This window comes from Planctobacterium sp. R6 (genome assembly GCF_055755215.1).
This window is the reverse complement of sequence record NZ_JBVTQY010000011.1, coordinates 71691-97884: the sequence shown is the minus strand read 5'-3', so window position 1 is coordinate 97884 and position 26194 is coordinate 71691. Positions and strand designations below refer to the sequence as shown.

At 47.8% G+C, this 26194-nt stretch carries 24 protein-coding genes; 6 read left to right on the top strand and 18 right to left on the bottom strand.

The window, feature by feature from the left end:
* Nucleotides 1-5: 5 nt before the first annotated feature.
* The 5 genes from AC0J20_RS09550 to AC0J20_RS09530 form a co-directional block, all read right to left on the bottom strand.
* Nucleotides 6-1217, bottom strand: a complete 1212-nt coding sequence (locus tag AC0J20_RS09550; RefSeq protein WP_473021496.1) for an aspartate aminotransferase family protein — start codon at nt 1215-1217, stop codon at nt 6-8.
* A gap of 331 nt (nt 1218-1548) precedes the next feature.
* Complete coding sequence (locus tag AC0J20_RS09545; RefSeq protein WP_229530887.1) at nt 1549-2712, bottom strand: HDOD domain-containing protein; 1164 nt, start codon at nt 2710-2712, stop codon at nt 1549-1551.
* Between the two features lie 38 nt (nt 2713-2750).
* Nucleotides 2751-3353, bottom strand: a complete 603-nt coding sequence (locus AC0J20_RS09540; RefSeq protein ID WP_473021495.1) for an anthranilate synthase component II — start codon at nt 3351-3353, stop codon at nt 2751-2753.
* A 139-nt stretch (nt 3354-3492) separates the two neighbouring features.
* On the bottom strand, nt 3493-4356 hold the full coding sequence (locus AC0J20_RS09535) for a bile acid:sodium symporter family protein (RefSeq protein WP_473021494.1): 864 nt from the start codon (nt 4354-4356) through the stop codon (nt 3493-3495).
* A gap of 25 nt (nt 4357-4381) precedes the next feature.
* A complete protein-coding gene (locus AC0J20_RS09530) occupies nt 4382-5185 on the bottom strand; it encodes a class II aldolase/adducin family protein (RefSeq protein ID WP_473021493.1) in 804 nt (267 codons plus the stop codon).
* 93 nt (nt 5186-5278) lie between these two features.
* Between AC0J20_RS09530 and AC0J20_RS09525 the strand changes: the two genes are divergently transcribed.
* Complete coding sequence (locus AC0J20_RS09525; protein ID WP_473021492.1) at nt 5279-6190, top strand: LysR family transcriptional regulator; 912 nt, start codon at nt 5279-5281, stop codon at nt 6188-6190.
* On the opposite strand, the gene trpS is transcribed toward AC0J20_RS09525, so the two are convergent.
* Both trpS and rpe read right to left on the bottom strand, forming a co-directional pair.
* A complete protein-coding gene (gene trpS, locus AC0J20_RS09520) occupies nt 6174-7181 on the bottom strand; it encodes a tryptophan--tRNA ligase (protein WP_229530883.1) in 1008 nt (335 codons plus the stop codon). The genes AC0J20_RS09525 and trpS overlap by 17 nt on opposite strands.
* 30 nt (nt 7182-7211) lie before the next feature.
* Nucleotides 7212-7889, bottom strand: a complete 678-nt coding sequence (gene rpe, locus AC0J20_RS09515; protein WP_473021491.1) for a ribulose-phosphate 3-epimerase — start codon at nt 7887-7889, stop codon at nt 7212-7214.
* Nucleotides 7890-8170: 281 nt separating this feature from the next.
* Here rpe and AC0J20_RS09510 point away from each other — a divergent pair, with 281 nt between their 5' ends.
* The 3 genes from AC0J20_RS09510 (at nt 8171) to AC0J20_RS09500 (ending at nt 9724) form a co-directional block, all read left to right on the top strand.
* Nucleotides 8171-8815 carry a TorF family putative porin gene (locus tag AC0J20_RS09510; protein WP_229530881.1) on the top strand — a complete coding sequence of 215 codons (645 nt, stop codon included), beginning with the start codon at nt 8171-8173 and terminating at the stop codon, nt 8813-8815.
* A gap of 397 nt (nt 8816-9212) precedes the next feature.
* Nucleotides 9213-9491, top strand: a complete 279-nt coding sequence (locus tag AC0J20_RS09505; RefSeq protein ID WP_473021490.1) for a hypothetical protein — start codon at nt 9213-9215, stop codon at nt 9489-9491.
* A 14-nt stretch (nt 9492-9505) separates the two neighbouring features.
* Nucleotides 9506-9724, top strand: a complete 219-nt coding sequence (locus AC0J20_RS09500; protein WP_473021489.1) for a DUF2970 domain-containing protein — start codon at nt 9506-9508, stop codon at nt 9722-9724.
* 453 nt (nt 9725-10177) lie between these two features.
* Here AC0J20_RS09500 and AC0J20_RS09495 read toward each other — a convergent pair whose 3' ends face one another.
* The 11 genes from AC0J20_RS09495 to pilM all read right to left on the bottom strand — a co-directional run bounded on the left by AC0J20_RS09495 (nt 10178) and on the right by pilM (nt 21391).
* Nucleotides 10178-11017, bottom strand: a complete 840-nt coding sequence (locus tag AC0J20_RS09495) for an RNA polymerase sigma factor (RefSeq protein WP_473021488.1) — start codon at nt 11015-11017, stop codon at nt 10178-10180.
* A 96-nt stretch (nt 11018-11113) separates the two neighbouring features.
* Entirely contained in the window at nt 11114-11629 is a 516-nt protein-coding gene (locus tag AC0J20_RS09490) for a YybH family protein (protein WP_473021487.1), read from the bottom strand.
* Nucleotides 11630-12199: 570 nt separating this feature from the next.
* Nucleotides 12200-13027, bottom strand: coding sequence for a Dam family site-specific DNA-(adenine-N6)-methyltransferase (locus AC0J20_RS09485; RefSeq protein WP_473021486.1), 828 nt, complete (start codon nt 13025-13027; stop codon nt 12200-12202).
* Nucleotides 13028-13094: 67 nt separating this feature from the next.
* Nucleotides 13095-15092: a hypothetical protein gene (locus AC0J20_RS09480; RefSeq protein WP_473021485.1), complete on the bottom strand. Its 1998-nt coding sequence runs from the start codon at nt 15090-15092 to the stop codon at nt 13095-13097.
* A 40-nt stretch (nt 15093-15132) separates the two neighbouring features.
* Nucleotides 15133-16200 (bottom strand): 3-dehydroquinate synthase, encoded by a 1068-nt coding sequence (aroB, locus tag AC0J20_RS09475; protein ID WP_473021484.1) that lies wholly within the window; start codon nt 16198-16200, stop codon nt 15133-15135.
* Between the two features lie 26 nt (nt 16201-16226).
* A complete protein-coding gene (gene aroK / locus AC0J20_RS09470) occupies nt 16227-16742 on the bottom strand; it encodes a shikimate kinase AroK (RefSeq protein WP_229530872.1) in 516 nt (171 codons plus the stop codon).
* A 160-nt stretch (nt 16743-16902) separates the two neighbouring features.
* On the bottom strand, nt 16903-18633 hold the full coding sequence (locus AC0J20_RS09465) for a type IV pilus secretin PilQ (RefSeq protein ID WP_473021483.1): 1731 nt from the start codon (nt 18631-18633) through the stop codon (nt 16903-16905).
* A 4-nt stretch (nt 18634-18637) separates the two neighbouring features.
* Nucleotides 18638-19165 (bottom strand): pilus assembly protein PilP, encoded by a 528-nt coding sequence (locus AC0J20_RS09460; protein WP_229530870.1) that lies wholly within the window; start codon nt 19163-19165, stop codon nt 18638-18640.
* Entirely contained in the window at nt 19162-19761 is a 600-nt protein-coding gene (locus AC0J20_RS09455; RefSeq protein ID WP_473021482.1) for a type IV pilus inner membrane component PilO, read from the bottom strand. Before AC0J20_RS09455 ends, AC0J20_RS09460 begins: the two co-directional genes overlap by 4 nt.
* Complete coding sequence (locus tag AC0J20_RS09450; RefSeq protein ID WP_229530868.1) at nt 19758-20345, bottom strand: PilN domain-containing protein; 588 nt, start codon at nt 20343-20345, stop codon at nt 19758-19760. The genes AC0J20_RS09455 and AC0J20_RS09450 overlap by 4 nt, the downstream gene beginning before the upstream one ends.
* Nucleotides 20333-21391, bottom strand: coding sequence for a type IV pilus assembly protein PilM (pilM, locus tag AC0J20_RS09445; protein ID WP_473021481.1), 1059 nt, complete (start codon nt 21389-21391; stop codon nt 20333-20335). Before pilM ends, AC0J20_RS09450 begins: the two co-directional genes overlap by 13 nt.
* A 378-nt stretch (nt 21392-21769) precedes the next feature.
* Between pilM and AC0J20_RS09440 the strand changes: the two genes are divergently transcribed.
* Together AC0J20_RS09440 and AC0J20_RS09435 are read left to right on the top strand one after the other, a co-directional pair.
* A complete protein-coding gene (locus AC0J20_RS09440; RefSeq protein WP_473021480.1) occupies nt 21770-24373 on the top strand; it encodes a penicillin-binding protein 1A in 2604 nt (867 codons plus the stop codon).
* A 113-nt stretch (nt 24374-24486) separates the two neighbouring features.
* Nucleotides 24487-26178 carry an NAD-dependent malic enzyme gene (locus AC0J20_RS09435; protein WP_267498374.1) on the top strand — a complete coding sequence of 564 codons (1692 nt, stop codon included), beginning with the start codon at nt 24487-24489 and terminating at the stop codon, nt 26176-26178.
* Nucleotides 26179-26194: the final 16 nt, after the last annotated feature.

The window sequence follows — 26194 nt, the reverse complement described above, 5'->3', positions numbered from 1 at the left end:
GGGACTTATTCCTGGCCGTTAACCACGGCAGCAACCGCCTTTTCAAAGCGCGCTAAACCTTCTTTGATGTCAGCGTCAGGAATAACCAAAGACGGCGCAAAACGCACCACGTTGGCACCTGCTACCAGACACATCAGGTTCGCTGCCGTTGACGCAACCAGAAAGTCCCGGCTACGACCAGCGTAATCTTCGTTCAGGGCACAACCTAACAACATGCCTTTACCGCGAATTTCGCTGAACACATTGTATTTTTCGTTAATGACATTCAGGCCATCGCGGAACAGTTGTTCCTTGCGCTTAACTTCGTCCAGAAGTTCGCGATTGTTAACAATATCAAAAACGCGCTCTGCAACAGCACAGGCTAAGGGGTTACCGCCATAAGTACTACCATGAGTACCAGGCTTCAGACTTTCTGCAATCGCAGCTGTGGTTAACATGGCACCAATCGGGAATCCGCCACCCAGCGCTTTAGCCGTGGTCAGGATATCCGGGGTAACACCCAGTCCCATGTACGCATACAATTCGCCAGTACGGCCAACACCAGATTGCACCTCATCAAAAATCAACAGGGCATTGTGTTGATTACACAAGGCTCTGACGCCTTCTACAAACTCTGGCGTAGGCGAGATAATGCCACCTTCACCTTGCAGCGGCTCCATCATTACCGCGCAGGTTTTGTCGCTCATGATCGCTTTCAGGCTGTCCAGATCGTTGTATACCGCGTGATCGATAGCACCTGGCTTAGGACCAAAACCGTCGGAATAAGCAGCCTGACCACCCACAGTAACCGTAAAGAATGTACGACCGTGGAAGCCTTGCTTAAAAGAAATGATTTGATTTTTGTCTTCACCGTGGTGATCTAATGCCCAGCGACGCGCCAGTTTTAACGCGGCTTCGTTGGCTTCTGCACCGGAGTTGGCAAAATAAACACGTTCAGCAAAGGTGGCGTCAGTCAGCTTTTTCGCCAATCTGATTGCTGGCTCGTTGGTAAATACATTACTTAAGTGCCAAAGCTTTTCACTTTGGTCTTTCAATGCAGCCACCATTTCCGGGTGACAATGACCCAATGCGTTAACTGCAATACCACCAGCAAAATCAATGTACTCGTTGCCTTCCTGGTCCCACACTTTTGAACCTTCACCACGAACTGGCACCATCGCCGCCGGGTTGTAATTTGGTACCATGACATCAGCAAACATTTCACGAGTCACATTCATATATTGCCTCCTGTAGAGTAAATTCGGTAATACACCGTGAAAAAAGAGAGCGCATTATTCCAGAAAATTCCCCTTTTGTCTTCCCGAAAAAGGGGGCCCAGCCTTTAGTATAAAAGGGCTTCGTTAGAATTGCATAGAAAATGAATAAGTATGTGAAAGTTTCAGAAAAGACTTTCAAAAAGCAGGGCAAAAGCCTCAAATCTGGCGTATTTATCAACACCCCACTCTTATATAGAACTGAATTCTTATTTTTTAGATTATTTTGCTATATAGAAGGGAAAAGCCTGAATGCCAGCTAAAGACCTCCATTCTGAGTACATTAATCCGGCGATTATTCTTCGCCAAATGCCAGGCTTAGCTGTCGCATATCAACGGTTTTTAAGGCGGCAACTGCGCCTTTGGGCATCCGACAGGCAATCAGGTATTGTTTGGCATCTTCCATGTTGATCAATTTATAACTGCGCAGCATTCGAAAGCGGGCATAACAACGGCCCTGTTCCAGTACCCGTCCAAGGGGTGAACGGTCAACAATCGCGGTTTTATCGGCCAGCTCCTGCAAAGCACCGGCCACCATTACCCGTTTCATGTTCATGTGCTTCATCACGTTGGCTGAAATCTGATAAGACTGATTCCACATCATGGCCAACCACACATCGGGATCAATTTTAACCTGCTGCAGGGCTAAATGCTCTTCTCGCTTTTGCTCTTTGTGGGCTTCCATCATGGCCTCCTGCAGCACCTTGTCAAAGAACTTGAAAAACATTTTGCTGATGGCAATTTTTCCCATTTCATGGTGCATTCCGGCAACGTACCCATGAAATGGATCCACTTTGGAAAGTTCTGCGATTTTGCGGCAACTAATACCGGTGGCAATAATCTGTTCCCACAGTTTTTGTTTAAAGGCGGGATACGGATCGGTGATTTTGGGGATCCAGCGTTGCACCGAAAGCATAGGTATAAGTAACTTCAGGTTTTCAATGCCAAAGAAACTCAGTGCCATACGCAACGTTTCGTACCTGACAACTTTCCCCAAGCGGTCCGTTTTACGGTATTTGGGGCTGTTGGCCAGATCCATCAATTCTTTGGCTAACCAGGGTATGGCGGCAATGCCAGGTTCAATTTTGGCAATTGACGCCGCTTTCACAGACAGGCCGTCATACACTGCGGCCAGACCATCATCAATACCAATGATTTTACTGCTCAGTTCATCAATATTGTCGATTTTTTTCTGCATTCGGTCACAAACTTCTTCATGCACTATGGTACTGATATTTTCCAGATAATGTTGTTTGGAACGCTGATTGAGCTCTTTGTCCCGCATTGCAATCCGTTCTACATCCAGCAATTTCCGGCGGGCATTTAACTGTTCCGACTGTTCGGCCTTAACCTTGCCTTCGACTTCGATTCCGGCGGCGGCCTGACCGGTTTGTAAGCCCATTAATAAATGGTAGTAACGGTTGTCTATATCTGTGCGAATGTCTTGCTGGCCAGTCATGCCGGTTCTCAATATCTTCTTGTCAAACTAGTCTGTTGTTAAGCCCGGGCAGAATCCGCGACCAAAGCTAATATGTTGTGTAAAATTCGGTGACCAAACTCAGTCAAATGAGACTCAGGATGAAACTGCACACCCCATAAGGGTAAAGTATTGTGTGCTATCGCCATGACTTCCACAGACTGATTGTTGCTGTTGTCTGTAACGGCAGTCACCTCAAAATCTGCCGGTAATGATGGCGCTGCCACTACCAAAGAATGATAGCGTGTAACTGTGAACTTTTCAGGTATGCCAGTAAACATTTTATGACCCGAATGGGCCACGGTTGAAACTTTACCATGCATCACTTTCGCAGCGCGCTGCACATCAGCGCCAAACACCTGAGCAATGACCTGATGGCCCAGACAAACACCAAATATCGGAAATTTACCGGACAACTCCTGCACCAATTGCAGCGAGATACCGGCTTCATTGGGTGAGCAAGGGCCAGGCGATATAACGATTAGGTCCGGTCTGAGTTTTTTAACTTCAGCGATACTGATCTGATTATTTCTCACCACCTGCACCGAACACGCCAGCTCTTCAAAGTAACGAGCCAGATTGAACGTAAAAGAGTCGAAATTATCAATTAACAGTACGCGCATGTTTCCCGGGCGAGCGAATAAAACTGCGGAATTAAACAGGTTAAAGGCCATAAAATCAAGCCTCGCAAGGCATTGACCGGGTTTTAATTAAAATAAGTGCACCGGGGCTGCAATATTGGCCTTAATACGCCGGAATAATTTAGCGACGCTGATATTGTTTCTTAGCCCAGACAGCCAGAAACACCGCGCCGATGTACATGGTTACGCCGTAAACTCCGGCGGAAGTGGCGTAGGCCGGGTTGGATAAAAAGGTAATAGCAATCAAAATAGCCATTGATGCATTTTGAATGCCCACCTCAATGCCCAGGGTAACCTTTTCAGGTAAAGCCAAGCCGGTGAGTTTTGCCAGCCAAACGCCGGTTGTGATAGCCGCAAAATTAAGTACCAGCGTGGCCCAGAAAATCTGATCAAAGGAGGCCAACAGCATATCGATTTCCTGAATTACGATGGCAATGATCAGGGCAACCATAAACAATAGTGATATTTTGCGGAAAATCCCTTCTATCGCCAGGGCGCGTTGCTCCCAACGGGCGCGAAACGCAATCCCCAAAATCACAGGTAGCAAAGTTAACAACATCAGTCCTAACGAAGTATTTAACAGCGAAAAGGATTGAACCTGGTCGGCAGCAAACTGTTGAATGGCAAACTGAATAATCCAGGGAGTGGTAAAAACGCAGATCAACGTGGTTACCGCCGTCAGCGATACCGACAACGCCAGATTGGCTCTGGCTAACTGGCTGATGACATTGGATGTTGTGCCGCCGGGACAGGCGGCTAAAATCATCAGACCAATTGCCAGTTCCGCCGGTAAATTAAATAGTACGGCTATTCCCCAGGCCAATATTGGCAACAACAGAATTTGGCCCACCAGACCGACAAAAATAGGTTTTGGTGTTTGCCAGAGCCGGGAAAAATCCGCTCTGGTGAGACTCAGTCCCATGCCAAACATAATAACGGCTAATATGGCCGGAAGTAATACCTGAGTTAATACCGAATCCTGCATCTGCTACCCTACACCCGTTTAAATATCAGTTTTTAAAACTGTCATCCTGTGCCTGCACAATCTGGTACAGGGGCTGGAAATTACCCCAGGTTACCAAATCATTGGCATTCATGGCACGCGTTTTCAACGCGATATCACTAGGAATGGGTTTTATCTTTCCGGCTGCCTGCGCCAATAACTGACTTTCGCAACAACTGTCCATAATAACAAAGTTAGCGGTGGCTGCATCAACGGTATTACCCACGGTCAGTAAACCGTGATTCTGCAGGATTACGGCAATGCCGTCAGAGAGGGCTTCGGCAATCAAATCACCTTCATCCAGTTCGGCCACCACCCCGGTAAAGTGATCAAACAAGCCATGATTCTGATAAAACATACAGGCATCTTGTGAAATTGGTTGCAGCTTTTCACCCAGCGCCGAAAAAGCCCGGCCATTGCGCGTATGGGCGTGGGCCACAGCGTTCACATCGGGACGTGCCATGTGAATACGGGAATGAATGGCAAAGGCGGCATTGTTGATGGCGTGCTTACCCTCAATAATTTTTCCTTCATGGCTAACCCGTACCAAATCACTGGCCCGGATATGGCGAAAATGCACCGCCAATGGATTCACCCAAAAAGTGTCTTTTTCTACGGCATCACGCACTGTGATGTGTCCGGCCAGGCCCTCGTCAAAACCGTGTAAGGCGAAGACCCTGAAGGCGGCGGCAAGTCGAACCTTGTCGTATTCCCGTTGTTGCAGCGGCTCGGAAAACACCGGCGGCTGAGGCACTGAAAATTTTTCGGCACCTATGGTCATGTTGTCGATAGTGGCTTGATGAGCAGACATTCAATTCTCCGGTTGTTTTTTAAGCACAACTGGATTCTACGTCTGCAACTGATAAACTCAAATGATGAATATTTATAGTTAAACATGAATCTCATGCATAGTATTGACTACAATTTGTTTCAGGTGTTACTGACGATCTATCACCAGGGTTCTGTCAGCCGCGCCGCTGATAAACTCCATCTGACACAACCTGCGGTCAGCCATGCTTTGAGTCGCTTACGGCGACACTTTGATGACGTGTTGTTCGAGCGTCATGGCAAAAAGATGGTGCCCAGTGATTTTTGTCAGCACATCATTGCCGATGTAGAAAACAGCCTGCGCACGCTGCAGCAAACAATGTCGCAGCCAAAACACTGGGATGTCAGGCAACTGAATCGCAGCTTCAATGTCGCGGTTAGGGATATACTGGAAGCTTTGTATTTTCCACAACTGCTCGCGCACCTGCAGACCATCGCTCCGAATGTGCGAATTCGCAATGTCAGTATTGAGCCAAAGCATCTGCCCGAAGCGCTTAAAAGTGGTGATATCGATTTAGCCCTGGATTCGTTGATTGCCATGCCAGCAAATATCCACAATCAAACATTAGGACGCAGTCGTTTTGTACTGCTGTGCCGTCAGGGGCATCCCATCATTGCACGTTGTGATTTAGCCAGCTATCAACAGTGGCCACATGTGGTGGCCGCCCTGAAAGCCTCAGATATCAATCTGGTTGACAATGCGCTGACCGCGCAGCAACTGCATCGCAATGTGGTGCTGCGCTGTGAGAATTTTTACGGGGCGGTGCAGACTGTGTGTCATACGGATCTGATCATGACAGCGCCGGAAAAAGCGGCGCGACAATTTGCCAGCCATCTGCCTTTGCAAATTTTGCCCCTGCCACTGTCACTGCCAGATATCAGTATTCATCTTTACTGGTGGCAGGTGGCAGAGTCAGACCCTGCCATTCGTTGGCTCAGGGATGAAATTCAACAGCTATCCCGTCGTTTATTCAGGGACGACGAATAAAGCCTACCGCTTCGTAAACTTTCGCCAGTGTGACCGCGGCTCTGGCAGAAGCGCGCTCGGCACCACTTTTCATGATGGCATCCAGTGCAGCGCGATCTTCCCGTAGGGCTTTGAATTTTTCCTGAATCGGCTCAACCAGGGCCACAACCGCGTCAGCCACGTCCGTTTTAAGATGGCCATACATTTTGTCTTCGTATTCCGGCACCAGGTCTGCAACGGGGCGATTGGTTGCCAATGACAACAGGGTCAGCAAATTGGACACGCCGGGTTTTTCCGCTGTATCGAAATAGATACGAGCCTGTTCATCAGAATCGGTAACCGCGCGTTTGATCTTTTTCGCTAACTTTTTGGGTTCTTCCAGCAATCCGATAAAGTTGTTGGGGTTGTCATCGGATTTAGACATTTTCTTTGTGGGTTCCTGCAGGCTCATAATGCGCGCACCAAACTCAGGAATATAAGGATCAGGCAGAGTAAACAGCTCACCGTACAGATTGTTCATACGGGTGGCGATATCGCGGGTTAACTCCAGGTGCTGTTTTTGATCTTCACCCACCGGTACCTTATCGGCCTGATACAGCAAAATATCGGCTGCCTGCAATGCCGGGTAGCTATACAGGCCGACATTGATATTATTTTCGTTCCTGGCTGACTTGTCTTTAAACTGCGTCATGCGGTTTAGTTCACCCATCTGGGCATAACAGTTCATGATCCAGGCAAGCTGCGCATGTTCAGGCACGTGAGACTGTACAAACAAGGTACTTTTAACCGGATCAATACCGCAGGCCACATACAGAGCCAGTCCATCCAGACAGGCTTCGTATAGCGCTTTTGGGTCCTGACGCACGGTAATGGCGTGTAAGTCCACCAACATATACAGACAATCGTGATCTTCCTGCATGCTCACCCATTGCTTAAGGGCGCCCATATAATTGCCGATAGTCAGTTGTCCGGAAGGCTGGCAGCCGCTTAATACAATAGGTTTACTACTCATCAGAATATCTCTTTGGTCTCTTTACAATAATTAATGGTTGTCTGTTTGCGCTAATTCATGGCGCATGGCATCGATGACCTGCTTGTAATCAGGCTGGTTAAAAATAGCAGAGCCTGCCACAAACATATCGGCACCGGCCTCAGCTATGGCGCGAATATTATCGACTTTCACGCCCCCGTCAATTTCAATTCGGGTTTTCAGGCCTTGTTCTCTTATCAGATGTTGCAAATCTCGCAATTTATCCAGGGTTTTAGGGATAAACGCCTGACCACCAAATCCCGGATTCACCGACATCAACAGCACAAAATCCAGTTTATACAAAACGTAATCCAGCACTGAGAGAGGTGTGCCGGGATTTAAAACTAAACCGGCTTTGCAGCCCTTATCTTTGATCAACTGAATACTGCGATCAACGTGTTCACTGGCTTCAGGATGGAAACTGATATAGCTGGCTCCGGCATCGGCAAACTGGCTAATCAAATCATCTACGGGTTTTACCATCAGATGTACGTCAATGTCGGCGCTAATACCATAGTCTCTGAGGGCCTTACACACCGCCGGACCAAAGGTCAGATTGGGCACATAGTGGTTATCCATTACATCAAAATGAACAACATCGGTGCCCGCGTCTATCACCCTGGCTACGTCTTCACCGAGACGGGCCAGATCGGCGGACAGGATTGAAGGAGCAATTAAATAATCGTTCATAGCCAGTCATTCTCTGTAGCAAAATTGCCGCTAAAAATACCAGCTTCAACCGCAGAAGGCTAAGCCTTATTTTGGTGCGCTCGCCCCAAAAACGTGCGTCATTTTCCATTTCGCCCCCGTGTTGCTTTCAGTGCCGTGCCTTAAGACAGCTTATTAAATTTTGATAAAGGCAATATTTTCAATGACTTAAGAAAGTTTTCAGAAAGCTGGCAAGTTAAAAATTAAACAGGCATTAGTTTTGCTCAATGAATGCCAGCACACATACAAAAACGGAGAAACACATGAAATTAACCAGAACAACTCAAGCGGTCGCTTTCGTTTTAGCCGCATCAGCATTTTCCCAGGCAGCTTACGCAGACTTAAGCGCCAATGTCGGTTTAGTCTCTGAATACCACTTCCGTGGTATCCAGCAAACCAGCTCGGCCTCTGCCAGCGCCGGTGTGGATTATGAAAATGGCGGCTTTTACCTGGGCACCTGGGTTGCCGACGTTGAAGACGGTCTTGAAATCGATGTCTACGGCGGATTTGGCTTTGATATCAGCGAAGATGTTTCAGCCAGTATTGGTGTCACTACTTACCAGTACACAGGTGATTTCGATTCAGCCTACAACGAAGTGAACTTTGGCTTTGGTTGGGGTCCACTTTCCGTAGAGTACACCATCGGTGAATGGGATGATGACCTGGATTTAGGTATCCCGGGTGGTGATTACACATTCTTAGGTTTAACGTTGGAACACGAAGGTTTTTACGGCACCTTTGGTACTTTTGGCGACGAATCTGACGGTGAATACTTTGAAGTGGGCTATGGCACAGAAATCGGTGGTTTTGACGCCGGTGTATCTATGGTATTTGCCGACAGCGATTTAGGTGGCGGCAGCAGCGATGAGACAATCCTGTTCAGCCTGAGCAAGTCCTTCGATCTGTAAGCACGGTTTCACTCAGAAGCAAGGATGCTTCATACGCTTTAAATATATATCTGTCGGATTCTGTAGGGTGAGTCCGGTGGATGTATTCTGGCAGCCATATCTCGTATATGGCTGCCACTTCCCTTCCTCGTAAAATAACCTTTTCCATTCAGTTAAAATTCACACCTGCTGAGTAAACTATTCCTCAATCTGGTCATATTTTTCACTTTAGTGAACTTTTGTTACTGGGGTTGTCCAAAACTGCAGTGAACGTAAATGCACTGATAGCAGCGTATCGCTGAGATAAACGACAGATTTTTAACGACCAACGTCCTCATCAAACAGAGGTTCAACAAGTATAATGAAACAAAGTGTTGCAAAACGGGTAGCGAATATGATCTCCACAAGAAACCAAAAAATGCTGATACTAAGTACAGCATTGGTGGCTATGCTATCTTTTGCCGGCAATCTTGAAGACGAAGGTTTGCGCTTTTGTAGTTGTCCCGCAGACAGCCGTTTTGACGAGTCTCTGCCGATGAGCCACCCACAGAATCTGTGCGCCAAAGAGCAAGCTTCAGGGGTCAGCTGGGTTTCCTGGTTTTCCGGTAGCAGCGCCAGTAAGCAATTCCATTATCTGGATTTATTGGAGCTGTTGACAAGAGTCACCGACAGCGGTCAGGATAGCAGCACCAGTTAATTCGGAAAACAGCAATGAGTAGTACCTCAGACTCATCCAGGCAAACGGAAAAGGCCTCTTTGTGGCAGGTAACCAAAAGTGTTGCCGCCAGTATGTTTGGTGTACAAACTCAAAAGAACCATCAGGCTGATTTTCAACAATCCTCCTTCCTTCCCTATGTGGTTATCGGCGTGATATTTGTATTAGTGTTTATCGCCGCGCTGGTTGGTGTGGTTAATCTGGTTCTTTCCTGACACTTATTTGATTCTACAACACTCATTTTAGGTCCTTTGGGTAGTGTAAGTTGCCAATACAAATGCACCCAACCGTTTAGCGGCGACGATGGCTGTTGCGCTTTATCCGCGCGATCATCAGCAACTTCTCCTTGGGTCGGATTATAACCTAAAAACACTTTAGTATCGGCATACAAAAAATAAGCTTTGCTGGCTACTTGCCTTCCATAAATCTAACATCTAATTATGTAGACGTCCTACCAATTATGCATCAAACGAAGCTTACACTACTTGTGAATAGCCCAATAAAAGAATTCAATATATAAATAAATTCTGAGAATGAACGCCCACTTTGAACAAAGCATATCGGATTTAACCTTTTAAGAAAGGCGTAAAAGCGCATTTATCGACTGTCGGTTTCCTATTCTATGTATTTTGTAGTGCGTAAAAAGCAATACGCGCATCAGTATTTATTCAACTAGCGTAGTGACGCATTCCTTGCTTCACTAGCTCTTCGATGACTTGGCCAAATACCTCTGGCGAGCGATACGCCGGTACTGCTTGCTGTAACCGAGTTGCTTTCAAATGCTGTTGGGTTTCAGCAATGGTTTGTTTGATTTGCTGGTAAGTGTCGCTAGTCTGCACCGAGAAAAACATCTCGCTAGCATTTATTCGACCTCGACTGACCGCACCTGTTAGCTTGTTTGGGCAGCTACACTTTGCTGCGCTATGTACCAAGCCACAACTAGTGTTCATAAACTCAATCACCTTTTGTCGAGCGCGGCTAAGTTGTTGACGAAAATTCGCTTTCTCAATACCTAGAATTTCAGCCGCCTGTTGCTGCTCTAATTCGTAAATATCCCCCAAGATGTAAGCAAGGCGATGTGCTGGATTCAAGCACAGCAGCATTGCCATGGTACACGAGATCCTTAGCTCATTAATCATGGCGTTATATTCTGGTCTTTGTATTAGCCCGTCACCTGGCTGTTGTAAATCCGATTCTAGATCGGCTTGATAATCGTCAAAGCCTATTTGAGGCTGACGTGCCAGTACCTTCTTTTCCGTTAGCAGGTAGTTAGCAGCAACGCGATACACCCAAGTTTTAAACTGACTTTTAAACTCAAAACGAGACAACTTAGTGATCAAGCGGATCAGAATCTCTTGGGTCGCATCTTGCGCATCTTCTGGGTTGACTAGCATGCGCAATGCAAGGGCATACACATCGTTTTGCACCTCAGATACAACCAATTGTAATGAAGCCTTGTTGCCTTGGGTCGCTTGGCGAATATGTTGGTTTAACTCAATGGAAATCAACAGTATTCCTTCACTACTTGCTCATAGCATGTCATTGCACATAAAAAAGTTACTACAGCTCACCCATAAAGTGAGCTTGTAGCAGCACATAGCGAGTTAGTCTGCTTGAATTGACTCAGCGTTCAATAACATTTGTCCATGGGGATTATCTAACACCATCAACCACTTGCCGTTTTCCTGCTTCCGCAGTACTGCAATAGATAACCCCGATTGCTTAATCTCACTTCCTTCAGGTCCTGTTGCCGACATATCCCAAGGGGCGATATGCATTGCAATATCGCCTGCAACAAACACCTGATGCCCATTTGGGTATGTAAATTGCGGCTTCATAGTAAACCATTGTTTAAAGATAGCTTGAATCTGCTCAAGATCAGAAATGGCCGTTCCCGGTTCAAACATTATCGCCACATTCGATTCATAACTGCTCATGACAGTCTCTATATCTGCTTGGTGAAACGCATTGGTCATGGTGTGCACTACACTTACAATTTGCTGTTCGGTTGGTTCAATGCTTAATTCGCTCATCGTTTTATTTCCCGTTATATTGCCAGCCGCCCAGCTTACAGAGGTAAGTAATAGGCTTGTACTGGTCAAGTATTTCAAAGTTTTCATGGTTTATCCCCTTCGTAAGTCGATGCCTGCACAGCGAATAAACTTCACTGCGTTACGCAACAGACATTTATTTAGACGATCCGCAATGAACAGGTGTGACAAATATTTTTGAGAAAACTAAATGAAAGGACTAAATGGGAGGAGAAAATCGCAGCACAAAAGCACGCACCAATGATGCATTGGTGTGAAGGAAGCTAGCCCTTGCTCCAAGTTTTGTTAGGCCAAAAATTCAAGCCGCAATGTCGAGTATAAAATGAATAAAAGCTATCGACGAGCCTAGGTGTAAGGTGATTGTTGGTTTGGCTTGACGCTGTTGGTTATGCGTATTGAGAGAAGCTGTCACGAGTTCGGGATTATCGTCGTTAAGAAGGCTGAACTATAGTACTGAAATCTTGATGATGGTGTGACCCGGCCCTTGCGAAATTTCCCTCTGGTTTCCGCATACGTCCCTTTTTATGCATCAAAGTCAAAATCTTTTTGGATGATGTAATTGTCAATCATTTTGATTTTTTTCGGTCGACAGTCGGAGGTGCTCGGCTCGAATTGGCGGTAATGCTTGCATATTGCGTGCTAAGCTTTTGGGCGATAAACCGCCAGTAATTCCGCCACCTTTTTACGACTATCGCCTTTTTGACTGATAAAACGGGAAACGGATAGCTTGCGCAGTTTGGCCGGTTTGTAAATTCGACGGGTAAAAGCTGTGTCATGATTGCTCACCAGTACAAAACGCCCCAGTTTGTCACTGACATGCAGCGCTAACTGCGCCAGCTCCTCCTGTGAGTCCAGACCAAAGCCCTGTTTTGAATAAGCAGTAAAATAAGCGGTTTCACTGACCGGCGCATAAGGTGGATCGCAGTAGATCACGGAATCATCCGGAGACTGCAACATCACCTGTTGAAATGGCAGGCAGGTAAAGGTGGCTCTGGCAGCTTTTTGGGCAAAAAACTGCAGTTCTTTTTTGGGGAAATAAGGTGCCTTATAGCGGCCAAATGGCACGTTGAATTTACCCGATAAATTGTATCGACACAGCCCGTTGTAACCATGGCGATTCAGATACAAAAACAGTACCGAACGCTCAAACGGATCAGTGCTGTCATTAAACCGCTCCCGTTGCTGATAAAACACCGTTTCCTGGTTAAATTGCGGGGTAAAGTAGTGCTCTGCCTCGACAATAAATTGCGTACTGTCGGTTTGCAAAATTTTGTACAGGTTGATCAGATCTTCATTGATATCGTTGAGGTGATAGGCCTCATACTCAGAATTTAAAAACACCGAGCCAGCACCCACAAACGGCTCCACCAGCACTTTAGCTTTGGGTAGCTCTTTGTTGATCTTTTCAATGAGGCTATATTTGCCACCGGCCCACTTCAAAAATGCCCGGTGTTTCGATTGTGGCATGTTGTTATTATTATCTGACTTAGATCTCTGAACGCTGAGATTGTACCTGACTGAAAAAAAATTACAGCTAGTTAACGGTGATTTCACGCCGAATCTGAGCGACCGATTTAGCAAACGGGGCGGTTGTGCTGAACTTATCAGGCAAAGACGCGGCGGCGGCCCGGGCAACATCCAGGCTGGCATAGTTTTGCTTTACCAAAACCACAAACCAGTCTCCACCATAACGCTGAGTCTGATAAACCCAGACATCATTCAGCAACTGATTATCCACCAAAAACTCCTGCAACAGGGTTTCTGTGCTGATGCCTGATACCTGCAATACGTATTCGCTGTCTGCCAGTTCCAGTAACAACGGTTCGTGATACTGATATCTGGGCGACGAAATGTCCGAATTGTTCTGAGTACCAGACTCTATCGGTTCGAAGCTGGCAATGTCTTCCACCGGGTAGTCATTGACATTGACGTCAGTGTTCACCGCCTGGTTTTGGGTTTCTGCCGTGCTGTCTGGCGACTGCGTCCCGGACAATAAACTCGCATTCCGGGAGACTGTGGCAGAATTATCTGTCACCTCTCCCTGACTCTGGTTTTCCTGTACAGTGACATTCTGTGCAGCAGGATTTGCGCTATTCACAGCACTTTCCTGAGCGGTGGTTTCGTCAATGCGGCGATTCACCGATGCGGTGTCAGCGTTGTCTGATGGTGGGTTTGCACTGTCTCTTGGGGTTAACGCATTGTCATCTCTTGGGGTTAACGCATTGTCATCTCTTGGGGTTGACGCATTGTCATTAACACCGCCGTCACTGTTGAGTAACTCAAGGGCCACCAGAGCATCCATCACAGAAGCGTTAAGCTGTGCCTCAGATGCGGTCAATGCACTGGCCTGTTCGTTATCTGACTTTGCCGCATTGTCGCTACGGCTGCCAGATTGTGTATCGCGCTGAGCCGGTAATGTGCCGGTATCCCGCAACTGTTTTAACTGTTCGGCGCTGATATCGGCAATGTATTCCGAGCTGGGAGAATCGGCGCTTTGTTTGCTAAAGGTATTAACAACCACAGGGGCAGCAACAGCCTCCTCAATTGCTTTGTTGTCGTCAGCGCGGCTGTTTACCACTGATTCATTGTTGTCAAGGCGCTGCATCGCATCACTAAAATTCGCTGCTACCCGTTGATTATCCGAAGAGTTTACCGCGCTTTCCTCCCGCGCTTCTTCGTTGCTTTGCTGATTTGCCAGAGCCACAGCTGCTTCCAAAGATAAGCCGCTACTTTCGCTGCTGTCGGAAGACGCATTCTGCTGAGTATCAGGTTTGGACTGGAATAAAAACTGGCTAAATTCACTCACTGCCGCCGAGGTCACATCAAAATACTGCCAGATGAGGATAGACGAGAAGCTGCCAACGAAGACCATGGCCAGTGCCAGTTTTACCCACCACTTTTGCAAAGGTGCTGTACCCAGCGCAGGTCGGCTGGCACGGTGTTTCATGCGCTCCTGAAAAAGCTTGCGACGATTAGCGATCATCTCATCTAAATCGCCTTCCACTTCGGTTTCTTCATCGTACTCAAGGGTTTGCGTAGTCAACAGAACCGGTTTGTCGTTGTTGTTAGTGGGTAGCCAGGATTTCACATCTTCCGCCCAAAAGTGATCACCGAACATCAAAATATTGATTTGCTCACCATTTCGGGCAAAGCGATTTTGCAACACCAGATCCCAAAGTTCCCGCAATACATCTTCCGGCACATTTTCCGCGCTGGTAATGGCGATCAGCACCGGCTCGGTTTTGTTGTCTCGCGCAGCAAACGACTGCACTAAAGACTGGTTGCGTTGCCAGCTGCACTGCAGTTGTTCTGCCAGTAATTGCCGGTAATAATTGTCGCTTTTACCTTTGCGGGCATTCACCAATGCCACATTGGCGTGCTGACTCTGCTGCCCCAGAAACGCTTCAACAAATCCCTGCTGCACAGCCACATCCTCACCGGTAATAAATACCATCTGTGATGAATGCGCCACGAGATATTCCAGCCTTTGTGAAATATCCGTGTATTCTGTTAGCAAAGTAGAATGTCTCATGTTTGCAACTTATTACTCTTCAGGGTATGCCTGTTCAATATTAATTCAAAACGTCTCGCAACAGCGCGTCGTCAATGTCAGAAGTCACCACCGCCTGGCCTATTCCCTGAGGAATGATAAAGCGGATCTGCCCGGCTTCCACTTTTTTGTCATGCTGCATATGTTGCATAAACTGCGCATAACCCATGGACTTTGGCGCGGATATCGGTAAATCAAAAGCCGCATGTAATGCAGTAATGCGACTAACTTCTGACGCTGATAACCAGCCTTTTTTCTGTGCAACAACTGAAGCAATAATAGTGCCAGCAGCAACCGCTTCACCGTGCAACCAGTTGCCATAGCCCTGTTCGGCTTCAATGGCATGACCAAAAGTATGGCCCAGATTCAGCAATGCACGCAGTCCTTTTTCCCGTTCATCCTGTGCCACGATCTCCGCCTTAATCTGGCAACAGCGATAAATCATCTTTTGTAAGGTGTCGGAGTTCAGGGCTTTGATCGCATCCAGATTATTTTCCAGCCAGGTAAAAAACTCGGCGTCATAAATAATACCGTATTTGATGACCTCGGCCATGCCAGCCGCAAACTCGCGTGCCGGGAGGGTTTTCAGGGTTTCGGTGTCGATGATTACCGCTTTAGGCTGGTAAAAGGCGCCAATCATATTTTTACCTAAGGCGTGATTAACCGCGGTCTTGCCGCCAACACTGGAATCCACCTGTGATAACAAGGTTGTAGGAACCTGAATAAAGGGAATACCGCGCTGAAAACTGGCGGCCACAAACCCGGTCAGATCCCCAATGACTCCGCCACCCAGCGCTAATAAGGTAGCGTCTCTGGCAGCGTGGCGTTGCAACAACTCACCTATCACGGATTCCATGGTTTGCAGGGTCTTGTATTCTTCACCGTCTGGTACCTGGATAAACTGCACATCGATGCCAGTTAACGCAGCGCTTAACTTGTCAGCCCATAAGGCATAAACCGTTGGATTGGTAACCACAAACACTTGTCGGGTTTTCAGGAAGTCTCGAATGAGGTGGGCTTGAGAAAGTGAATCTTCGGAAATGGTTATGGGGTAGCTACGCTCCCCCAACTCTACTGTTAAGGTCGACATGCGCGCTCCCCCCAAATGGTGTTTTTTTATAAGCCGATTTTACTGATGATCGCATTGGCTACAGCACGAGCGCTCTGATCATCGGTTTGCACCGTGTAATCAGCGATTTCTTCGTACAGTGGATTGCGCTCCCCGGCCAAATCTTTCAATACGGCTTCAGGATCGTTATTTTGCAACAACGGACGGCGTTTATCGCGTTGTGTTCTGGCTACTTGTTTATCGATAGTAGTTTCCAGATACACCACAATACCACGTGCCGATAACCGGTTTCTGACGGCATTACGCACCACAGAACCACCGCCAGTCGCCAAAACGATACCTTGTTTTTCAGTTAAATCAGTGATGACAGACTCTTCTCTATCGCGAAAACCTTCTTCGCCTTCAATATCAAACACCCAGGAAATATCGGCACCAGTGCGCTTTTCGATTTCCTGGTCTGAGTCATAAAATTCTAAATGTAATTCATCTGCCAGATGTCTGCCAATGGTACTTTTGCCAGCCCCCATCGGCCCAATTAAAAAAATGTTTCTTTTTTCGGCCATTTTATCTACGTCAACAATCTAAAAAAATGGAAATTCCAACCTCGCTCGATTTTCGAGAGCGGGATTATCTCAGTTACAGGCGCGATTTGGCAACCCTTTTGCTTGCCTTATCTTCAGTTTGCTTTGAACAACCCGCCAGTTATGGGGCTATTTTTGTGCTTTACAAGGTATCAGTGAGTATTTTGGGGGTAACAAAGATCAAAAGCTCCCGTTTATCGTTAACTTGCTGACTCTGTTTAAACAAATTGCCTACCACAGGTAAATCCCCCAGTAAGGGCACCTTAGTGTCGGCATCAGAGATGGTTTGCTGAAAAATGCCACCCAGTACGATGGTTTCGCCGTTTTCTACTAACACCTGAGTGGATATTTCCTGGGTATCAATGGCGACGGCGGGACCGGTTGGCGTTGATACGGTTTCGCCACGGGTATCCTGGGTCACCACCAGATCCAGAATAATGCGATTGTCCGGGGTAATATGCGGCGTAACCATCATACTTAGCACCGCCTTTTTAAATTCCACCGAGGTAGCGCCACTGGATGTGGCCTGAACATAAGGAATTTCGGTCCCCTGTTCAATGTAAGCTTCGTGTTGATTGGCCACCGTAATTCTGGGACTGGCGATGATTTCACCCTTGTTTTCCGTTTCCAGTGCTGACAGTTCCAAATCCAGTATAGTGCCATCAACCAGACGGGCCACTGTAAAACCAATTCGCCCCGCCGGTGAGTTAACCGGCAGATTTACGTTTAGCCTGTCATCAATACTGGGAATTGTACCACCGGCGATGGAATCTGCGGCTTCCAGCGAACCGGATACCCCATCTTCGTCCTGACGATCACTAAAGCCCCAACGCACCCCAAATTGTTCGTCTACCCCGTCCCGTACTGTAACCATGCGCGATTCGATCAATACCTGGCGCACCGGAATATCCAGAATTTCGATCATTTCCAGAGCGTCAGCAATGGATTCATTGGCGTCTTTGATGATCAAGGTATTGGTGCGTTCATCGACAGTGACATTGCCTCTGGCGCTCAACACACTGCCTTCACTGGATTTCAGAATCAGCGCCAACTCTGACGCTTTGGCATAATTAATTTGCACATGGCGGGTGCTGAGCGGGGCCAAATCCGCAGCCTGCTTCTTGGTTTGTAAAATCTGCGCTTCGCGGGCAGCCAGTTCTTCTGCCGGTGCCACCAGTAAAATATTGCCTTCCATGCGCTGATCCAGTCCTTTTATCCTGAGGATCATACTCAGAGCCTGGTCCCAGGGCACATTGGTAAGACTGATGGTCACATTGCCGGTCACCGAATCGGTTGTCACCAGGTTAAACCCATTTACCTGGGCTATTATCTGCAATACCTGTCGCACCGGGACATCCTGAAAATCTAACGATATGGGTTCACCGGAAAATTGCGCTTTGTATTGTGCTTCCTGGTCATCTGGCTTGATGTCGCCAATCTGAATTTTTAGCAAGTTGCCGTCTTTTTCGTGGCGATGGGTAAAATCACCTGCCATTTCAATCACGACGGAGGATTGCGTAGCATCCTGAAAAGTCTCTACAAACTGAATTGGCGTGGTAAATTCTGACACATTCAGGCGCATCAATTGTCCCTCGCCCAATCGGGTTCCGTGCAGATTGACATGCAATAACTTACTGTCTCTGGACATCAGCACCTGATAATCAGCTGAATCAAATTCAATCAATAGCTCAGCGCTGTCGTCGGGAAGTTGCTGAAATTCAATGTTGGTTAATACCGAATGGGCTGAAGCTTTGGACGAGGGAGCCGGATCTACCAATTGCACATCGTTTGGCTGCGCGAGCGCTGCGGTAACACAAAACTGCACAATAACGATGACTATGCTCATTGTGAAAAGTGATTTGCAATTACCCATGTTATTAATCTCCGGAGCCGGTTGATATTGTTATTCTCGAGCTTTTTTCCTGCCAACACCCTGCGCCATCTGGCAATTGCTCAGTAAAATACACGGCATTTTCACTGATACGCGTTATCTTTCCAAAAAATAACCCCAGATGATCGCCAACCGTCACTCGATGTAACGTACCATCATTTGCTGTAATTAACGCCCATTTTTGTCCCTTGCTGGTAAAAAAGCCCTGAATACTGAGGGCGTCCGTACCAAAGGCTTCCAGCGGATCTTTTGGTCGGCGAATGTCCGGTTGCAGGCAATTGCCGGTGGCCTGGTCCTGCAGCGCCAGATCCTGGTTGCGGGGGCGACTAAAGGGACTTCTTTCTTCCTGTGCGGCATAGACAAACGCCGGCACGGGTTTAAATTCGGGATAAGGTTCAATCGGCGGTGGTGTTGACGTTTGCACGGTGGCTATAAATTGCTGCAAATCAGAGGTATCCGCAGAACAGCCCCCCAAAGCCGCGAGCACGGTTAGAACCATCAGTGACTGCCTCATTGTGCCTCCACCTCTGGTGTCGCCCGATAGGTTTTAGCAGACATGGTGAGGCGAAGTTCCTGACCTGAAGTCACCATTTCAAAATCGTGTACCGTGACAATTCTGGGCAGGCTGGCAATCTCAGAAAGAAATTCGCCAAACTCATGATATTCCCCATTGACTTCAATGCGAATGGGCAGTTCGGTATAAAACTCTTTGGGAATTTCCTTCTCCCAGTTGATACCTTTAAATGTCAGACCTGACGATGTGCCCACCAGAGTGATGTCGTCCAGTAGCCCTGGAGTTTCATTACTTGTAGGCAGCGATTTAACCACTTTTTGAAAATCCAGTTTCAACTGTGCTAACTGCTTTTCATAGGCTTCCAGGTTAGCGGCAATCAGATATTTGGCTTCATAGGTGCCTCTGAGTTCAAATTCGCGCTTTTGTTCGGCATCCAGTACCGGCAGTTTATCTTTCACCAGAAAATAAAAGGCGCCGCCACTCACCATAATAAATACCATGAGTGCAAATACGGTTTTGACTTCAAAAGGCCAGTAGGCGATTTGTTCAAAGTCCAGGTCGTTCATTTCCTTGAGTTTAGCGAAATCAAACTTCATGGTGTCTGCTCCGCATCACTGAGACTGACCAAAGGCGGGGCCACTTTGGGACTGATCATAAAAGTCAGTTTAAAATCACTGACCGCTTCGGTGGTACTGGTATCCGCCACCACAGAAGACAGATCGTTACCGACAAATACCGGCGAGTTTTCCAGGCGACGCATAAAGTCCGCAAGGCGGTTATTCGATTCACTGACCCCGATAATTTCAATGCGATTTTGTTTGCGATTGAGTTGCTTAAACGCAATACCGGGAGGTACCAGGGTAGCCAGCTCGTTAAGCACAATTGGACTGACGTTGCGATGCTCCTGCAATTGCTGGATCAGGGAAATACGCTTTTCTATATCTTCTTTTTGCTTCTTAATAGTGGCAATTTTGCCTATTTTTACGTCGAGAATTGCCAGTTCTTTTTCCAGAAATTGATTTCGCTGCTGTTGGTTTTTGATCAGGGTATCCAGAAAACTGCCAATGCCCAACACCAGGCCTACAGCCAGCAATGCACAAAAAGCCAAAGTGGCAAGATAGAGCTGCTTTTGTTTTTCCCGTTGTTTCTCACGCCATGGCAATAAATTTATGTATGACATGTGGAGAACCCCCTCCAGGCAAGCCCGGCAGCCACAGCAAACTGCCCACCATGGAACCCGTCTACGCTGACATTTTTAGCCGTATCCAATTGCGCTAATGGGTCAAACAGGGCTATTTCGGTGTTCATATCCATGGCCAGATCTTCCACTACCCCAGATAAGATGGTGGCACCACCTGACATATAAATTTTGCCTGGCAGTTCAGCGTTAAAGCTGTTGACATACAACTGCAGGATGCGATTGATCTGCATTTGTAAGGTTGATAAAAATTGCGGGTACAGCAGCTCTCGCCAGGTATCGGGTAAATCGCCGGAAATCAGTCCTTTCTGAACATCATTAACACTTAAATTGAAGCTGGCGGCAATTTCGTTGGCTAACATGTCAGTGCCAAAAGCCAGCTCGCGACTTAAAATTACCTGCTTACCCCGTATGACCGTCAGTTGTAACTGGGCCGCCCCGACGTTCAGGCAAAAAATCACTTCTTCATCACCAAATTGCCCGAAATTTACCATAGCATTGCCCAGGGCATAGCCTTCGACATCCATAATCTTCACTTCGAAATCCACTTCTCGGGATATCAAGGTGCGATTTTCCACAATGTTTTTGTGAGCGACACTGAGCAACACATCGGCGCGCCCGGGTTTGCGCGCACAGGGGCCAATTTCCTCGAAGTCCATATACACTTCGTTGAGCGGGTAAGGAATAAGGCTGTCAGCCTCAATTTCGATTTGAGCCTCGAGATCGATATCGCTCAACCCCAACTCCATATCAACAACCTTAGTGAGCACCGTAGAGCCGGATATTGCGATGGCGATATTTTTGACACTGGTTTGCAGGGCTTTGCGCACTTTTTTGAGGGCATGATTTACCGCATCAAAATCTTTGATTTCCCGTTCCTGCATGACATTGCCATAGATTGGCTCGCAGGCGATTGCATCAATACAGTAACGTTTGCCTTTCTGAGATAACAACAAGGCTTTGACATAGCGGCTTCCTATATCGACACCCAGAATTTGTTTGTTATTGTTGCCTATACTCAGATTCAAGCTGTTGTCTCTTTTTTGTGCTTATCAGAGCGTGTTGACCTTCAAACCTGTACCGCAAAGAACAACACACTCTTGAATCATAGTTTAAATTTAATCAGATGTAACAAAAATAGTTAGCTGCTGCCAAACTAACGTATTAATTTATATGCATTTCATCGTATTCTGAGAGCAAATCTTTAATTTCTTCACTGAATTGCCCGAAGATAGTGATTTGATGGTCAGATAATTGTGAACTGACGCTCATGATTACTTACAACACTATTACCGGGGCAGTTTCAATAACCCCTCGTTTTAGGATAAAATGTCGGGCTTGTAATTAAGCCTCTTGATTGACACTGGAATTGCCAGTTACACAACGACGCGGGATAACGCCTAAACGTGAGTAAATTTTTTAAATACGTCATCAGCCTCTTTGCTCTGGGATCGATTCTGGCGGTTGTTGCTATCGCTGGCGTGTATTTTTATATCCGTGCCGATCTGCCCAGTGTGGAAGTGCTGAAAGATGTCAAACTGCAAACCCCCATGCAGATATTTACCCGTGATGGCAGGCTGATTTCTCAGTATGGTGTAAAGCGGCGTATTCCTGTCACCCTGGATGAGGTGCCACAGCAACTCATCGACGCAATTTTAGCTACCGAAGACAGCCGCTTTTACGAGCACCCTGGCATAGACCCCATCGGGATCATGCGGGCGGCGTTTAATCTGATGATTACCGGACAATTAAGTCAGGGCGGTAGTACTTTAACCATGCAGTTAGCCCGGGGTTTCTTTTTGACACGGGATAAGACCTTTGTGCGCAAATTGAAAGAGATTTTCATTGCCTGGCATATTGAACGGGTACTTTCCAAAGACGAAATCCTGTCGCTGTATATCAATAAAGTAGAGCTCGGACACCGTGCCTTTGGCTTTGGCGCCGCCGCTCAGGTTTACTACGGCAAGGAACTCAACGAGTTGAGCCTGGCGCAAATTGCCACTTTGGCAGGGTTACCCAAAGCGCCTTCCACCATGAATCCCATCAGCCGCCCGGAACGCTCGGTAAACCGCCGTAAGGTAGTGCTGGGCAGAATGCTCAATGAGAACTTTATATCCAGAGAGCAATACGAATTTGCCGCACTTGAACCGGTTACGGCCAAACTGCACGGCGCCGAAATCGAACTGGATGCGCCGTATCTGGCCAATGTCATCTACAACGAAATGACCAATCTGTACGGCAAAGAAGAAGCTGAAACCGGTGGTTATAAGGTCTACGCCACCGCAAGTTTTGCTATGCAAAGTGCTGCCATTGACGCCCTGCGACAAAACCTGCACGACTATGATGAACGCCATGGCTATCGCGGCGCGATAACGCAGCTTTGGCGCAAAACGCCCGCAGCAAATGATCCGGATAAAGCCAGTTTTGTCCCCGACATGGGCTGGTCTGAGCAACAAATAGCCAGGCACCTTGCCGGGTTTTCCACCTTCGGGCCATTGGTACCGGCTGTGGTGACTGACATTTTCGAACAGGCAATTGCTGTCATTGACAAATCCGGCGCTTACCGTCGCATTGAATGGGACGGTCTGGCCTGGGCAAGACCATACATTACCGATAGCCGGCAGGGTACACCACCAGAAACCGCGGCGGATATCGTGCAGGAAGGCGCGCTGATTTGGATTCGGCAACGCAACGAAGATCAACGTTGGCAATTGTCACAATTTCCGGAAGCCAGTAGTGCGCTGATTGCATTAGACCCCAACAACGGTGCGGTCAGGGCATTGGTGGGCGGCTACAGTTTTTATCAGAGTCAGTTTAACAGGGCAACTCAGGCGAAACGTCAGGTAGGCTCTAACATAAAACCCTTTTTGTACTCCGCCGCACTGGACCATGGTTTTACGATTGCGTCGATTATCAATGATGCCCCCATTAACCAGTGGGATCGCAGTTCCGGCAGAGCATGGCGACCGGCCAACTCGCCGGCCGTATACGACGGCCCCATCCGGATGCGCATCGCCCTGGGTAAATCGAAAAACGTTGTGGCAGTGCGCCTGTTGCGCGCCGTAGGGATTGATAATGTGCGAAATCACATGCGTAAATTCGGCTTTCAGATGGAAGATCTTCCCCGCGACGAATCACTTTCTTTGGGATCTGCGTCAATCACGCCCCTGGAGGTAGCCAATGGTTTTGCCACTATCGCCAATGGCGGCTACGCGGTTGAACCCCATTTTATTGAGCGCATTGAAGGGCAGTACGGCGAATATGTATGGCAGGCTAATCCCGCAACAGCATGTCCGGTATGTGCCGAAACGGAAGGACTGACGGCGCAAATTAGCACGCCGATTCCCGGCGATGCGCCTAACAATGAAACGGTACTCAGCCCATTGCCACCGCAAGCTGAACAGGTGGTTTCAGGCCAGAATACCTTTTTAGTTTCCGAGATGTTGCGCACCGCGATTACCGGCAGTGGCAGCGTCAAAAACAAAACCTATTGGCGTGGCACTGGATGGCGCGCTAACTCTTTGATACGGCGCAAAGATCTCGCCGGCAAAACCGGTACGACAAATGACTCTAAAGATACCTGGTTTAGTGGCTTTAATCCTGACCTGGTGGCGACCACCTGGGTGGGCTTTGACGATGCCAGTCGCTCATTGGGCAGAACTGCCGCATATCCTTACCTGATCCGCAATAATCCTCACAACACCACGATTATCGGCAATGCGATGCAGGGCGGCGAAGATGGCGCCAAGGCAGCGCAACCAGCCTGGATCAGATTTATGGAAAAAGCCTTACAGGATGTACCAGAAGTCAGCAGTACCATACCGGAAAATATCGTTTCGGTGCGCATCGACCGGACCACCGGTAAGTTGACCAGCCGAACCGATCACACGTCGCGATTTGAGTATTTTATTGCCGGCACTGAGCCCACAGAGTGGGTGGCCGAACACGAAATTGTCGATCAGACTTCTGATGAGCAACAAACGCCGTCATTGGAAGATGAGATTTTTTAACCACAATTTTGCCGGTAGGCACAGCAACAGGCTCGTCCTACCAGCATAATTGCGCTCAACTCTGACCGATTTACCGTTATACTTTCAACAACATTGACCCTACATTTAAAACTATGCAGCAAGATAACAACGATCCACTTTACATTCCCTATGCCGGTCCTGCTTTATTGGAAACGCCATTACTGAATAAAGGCAGTGCGTTTAGTCATGAGGAACGAGTTGCCTTTAACCTGGCAGGTTTATTACCGCCCCGTTATGAAACCATTGAAGAACAACTGGAGCGCTGCTGGGCGCAATACTCCAGTTTCGCCGAACCCATTAACAAACACATTTATCTGCGAGCCATACAGGACAATAACGAAACCCTGTACTACCGACTGATCCAGGAACACATTGATGAGATGATGCCCATCATCTATACCCCAACGGTGGGTGATGCCTGTGAACAGTTCTCTGATATTTATCGCAAATCTCGCGGCCTGTTTTTGTCTTACGCTGACCGGCATGATATCGACGACATCTTGCGCAACGCCACCAAACGCAATGTAAAAGTCATTGTGGTAACCGACGGTGAGCGCATTCTGGGTCTGGGCGATCAGGGCATTGGCGGCATGGGCATCCCCATCGGTAAGTTGTCCCTGTACACCGCCTGTGGTGGTATCAGCCCGGCCTATACCATGCCAATTATGCTGGACGTAGGCACCAACAACAAAAAACTGTTGGAAGATCCCATGTACATGGGTTGTCGTCACCCCAGAATCAGTCAGTCTGAATATGATGAGTTTATTGAATTATTCATGAACGCCGTAGAAAAACGCTGGCCCGGTGTGATGATTCAGTTTGAAGACTTTGCTCAGCATAATGCCACCCCAATCCTGCAGCGTTACCGCGATAAATTTTGTTGTTTTAACGACGATATTCAGGGTACCGCCTCGGTCACTGTTGGCACGCTCATGTGTGCCACCGGAGCTATCGATACACAACTCAAAGATCTGAACGTGGTGTTTGTGGGCGCCGGGTCGGCTGGCTGTGGTATCGCGGAACAAATCATTCAGCAGATGACCGCTGAAGGTATTGACCCGGAGCAGGCCCGCAGTCAAATTTTTATGGTAGACAGGTATGGTCTGGTGACCGACAAAACCCCAAATCTGCGAGATTTTCAACAATGCCTGGCGCAGGACAGCAGTGCCCTTGCTAAATGGCAATTTGCGGGTGAATATCCGTCGTTGCTGGAAGTGATCAACAATGCCAAACCCACAGTCTTGATTGGGGTTTCCGGCGTAGGAGGTCTGTTTACTGAAGAAGTGATTAAGGCAATGGCTACTCATGTGGAACGACCTATTATCTTTCCGCTGAGCAACCCGTCACGCCAGGTAGAAGCACACCCTGCGGATGTGATTCGCTGGACCGAAGGACGCGCCATTGTTGCCACCGGCAGTCCATTTTTACCGGTTGAGTTTGAAGGTAAAAAGTTCACTATTCCACAGTGTAACAACAGTTACATTTTCCCGGGCATCGGACTGGGCGTACTGGCCAGTAAAGCCAGCCGCATCACCGACGAAATGTTACTCACTGCCAGCTCCACCCTGGCGGAATGCTCGCCACTGGCAACCACCGGTGAAGGTGAATTGCTGCCGCCGCTGAGACAGGTACAATCGGTAAGCAGGAAAATCGCATTTGCGGTGGCCAAAAAAGCTCAGGAGCAGGAACTGGCGCTACCGGTAAGCGATGAAGTCATACTGTCCCGCATCGATAAGTTCTTCTGGCACGCCGAGTATCGCCCTTACAAACGCGTCAGCTTATAGGCAGACGCAAGGCCGC

Bases quoted from the DNA above. Each gene is read 5' to 3' on its own strand.
- AC0J20_RS09540 (WP_473021495.1), bottom strand. From the start codon at position 3,353: ATGCGCGTACTGTTAATTGATAATTTCGACTCTTTTACGTTCAATCTG.
- AC0J20_RS09480 (WP_473021485.1), bottom strand. From the start codon at position 15,092: ATGAGACATTCTACTTTGCTAACAGAATACACGGATATTTCACAAAGG.
- AC0J20_RS09435 (WP_267498374.1), top strand. From the start codon at position 24,487: ATGCAGCAAGATAACAACGATCCACTTTACATTCCCTATGCCGGTCCT.
- AC0J20_RS09505 (WP_473021490.1), top strand. From the start codon at position 9,213: ATGCTGATACTAAGTACAGCATTGGTGGCTATGCTATCTTTTGCCGGC.
- AC0J20_RS09460 (WP_229530870.1), bottom strand. From the start codon at position 19,165: ATGAGGCAGTCACTGATGGTTCTAACCGTGCTCGCGGCTTTGGGGGGC.
- AC0J20_RS09535 (WP_473021494.1), bottom strand. From the start codon at position 4,356: ATGCAGGATTCGGTATTAACTCAGGTATTACTTCCGGCCATATTAGCC.
- AC0J20_RS09485 (WP_473021486.1), bottom strand. From the start codon at position 13,027: ATGCCACAATCGAAACACCGGGCATTTTTGAAGTGGGCCGGTGGCAAA.
- AC0J20_RS09500 (WP_473021489.1), top strand. From the start codon at position 9,506: ATGAGTAGTACCTCAGACTCATCCAGGCAAACGGAAAAGGCCTCTTTG.
- AC0J20_RS09510 (WP_229530881.1), top strand. From the start codon at position 8,171: ATGAAATTAACCAGAACAACTCAAGCGGTCGCTTTCGTTTTAGCCGCA.
- AC0J20_RS09455 (WP_473021482.1), bottom strand. From the start codon at position 19,761: ATGAAGTTTGATTTCGCTAAACTCAAGGAAATGAACGACCTGGACTTT.
- rpe (WP_473021491.1), bottom strand. From the start codon at position 7,889: ATGAACGATTATTTAATTGCTCCTTCAATCCTGTCCGCCGATCTGGCC.
- AC0J20_RS09490 (WP_473021487.1), bottom strand. From the start codon at position 11,629: ATGAAAACTTTGAAATACTTGACCAGTACAAGCCTATTACTTACCTCT.
- AC0J20_RS09450 (WP_229530868.1), bottom strand. From the start codon at position 20,345: ATGTCATACATAAATTTATTGCCATGGCGTGAGAAACAACGGGAAAAA.
- AC0J20_RS09530 (WP_473021493.1), bottom strand. From the start codon at position 5,185: ATGTCTGCTCATCAAGCCACTATCGACAACATGACCATAGGTGCCGAA.
- AC0J20_RS09465 (WP_473021483.1), bottom strand. From the start codon at position 18,633: ATGGGTAATTGCAAATCACTTTTCACAATGAGCATAGTCATCGTTATT.
- AC0J20_RS09545 (WP_229530887.1), bottom strand. From the start codon at position 2,712: ATGACTGGCCAGCAAGACATTCGCACAGATATAGACAACCGTTACTAC.
- aroK (WP_229530872.1), bottom strand. From the start codon at position 16,742: ATGGCCGAAAAAAGAAACATTTTTTTAATTGGGCCGATGGGGGCTGGC.
- trpS (WP_229530883.1), bottom strand. From the start codon at position 7,181: ATGAGTAGTAAACCTATTGTATTAAGCGGCTGCCAGCCTTCCGGACAA.
- aroB (WP_473021484.1), bottom strand. From the start codon at position 16,200: ATGTCGACCTTAACAGTAGAGTTGGGGGAGCGTAGCTACCCCATAACC.
- AC0J20_RS09525 (WP_473021492.1), top strand. From the start codon at position 5,279: ATGCATAGTATTGACTACAATTTGTTTCAGGTGTTACTGACGATCTAT.
- AC0J20_RS09550 (WP_473021496.1), bottom strand. From the start codon at position 1,217: ATGAATGTGACTCGTGAAATGTTTGCTGATGTCATGGTACCAAATTAC.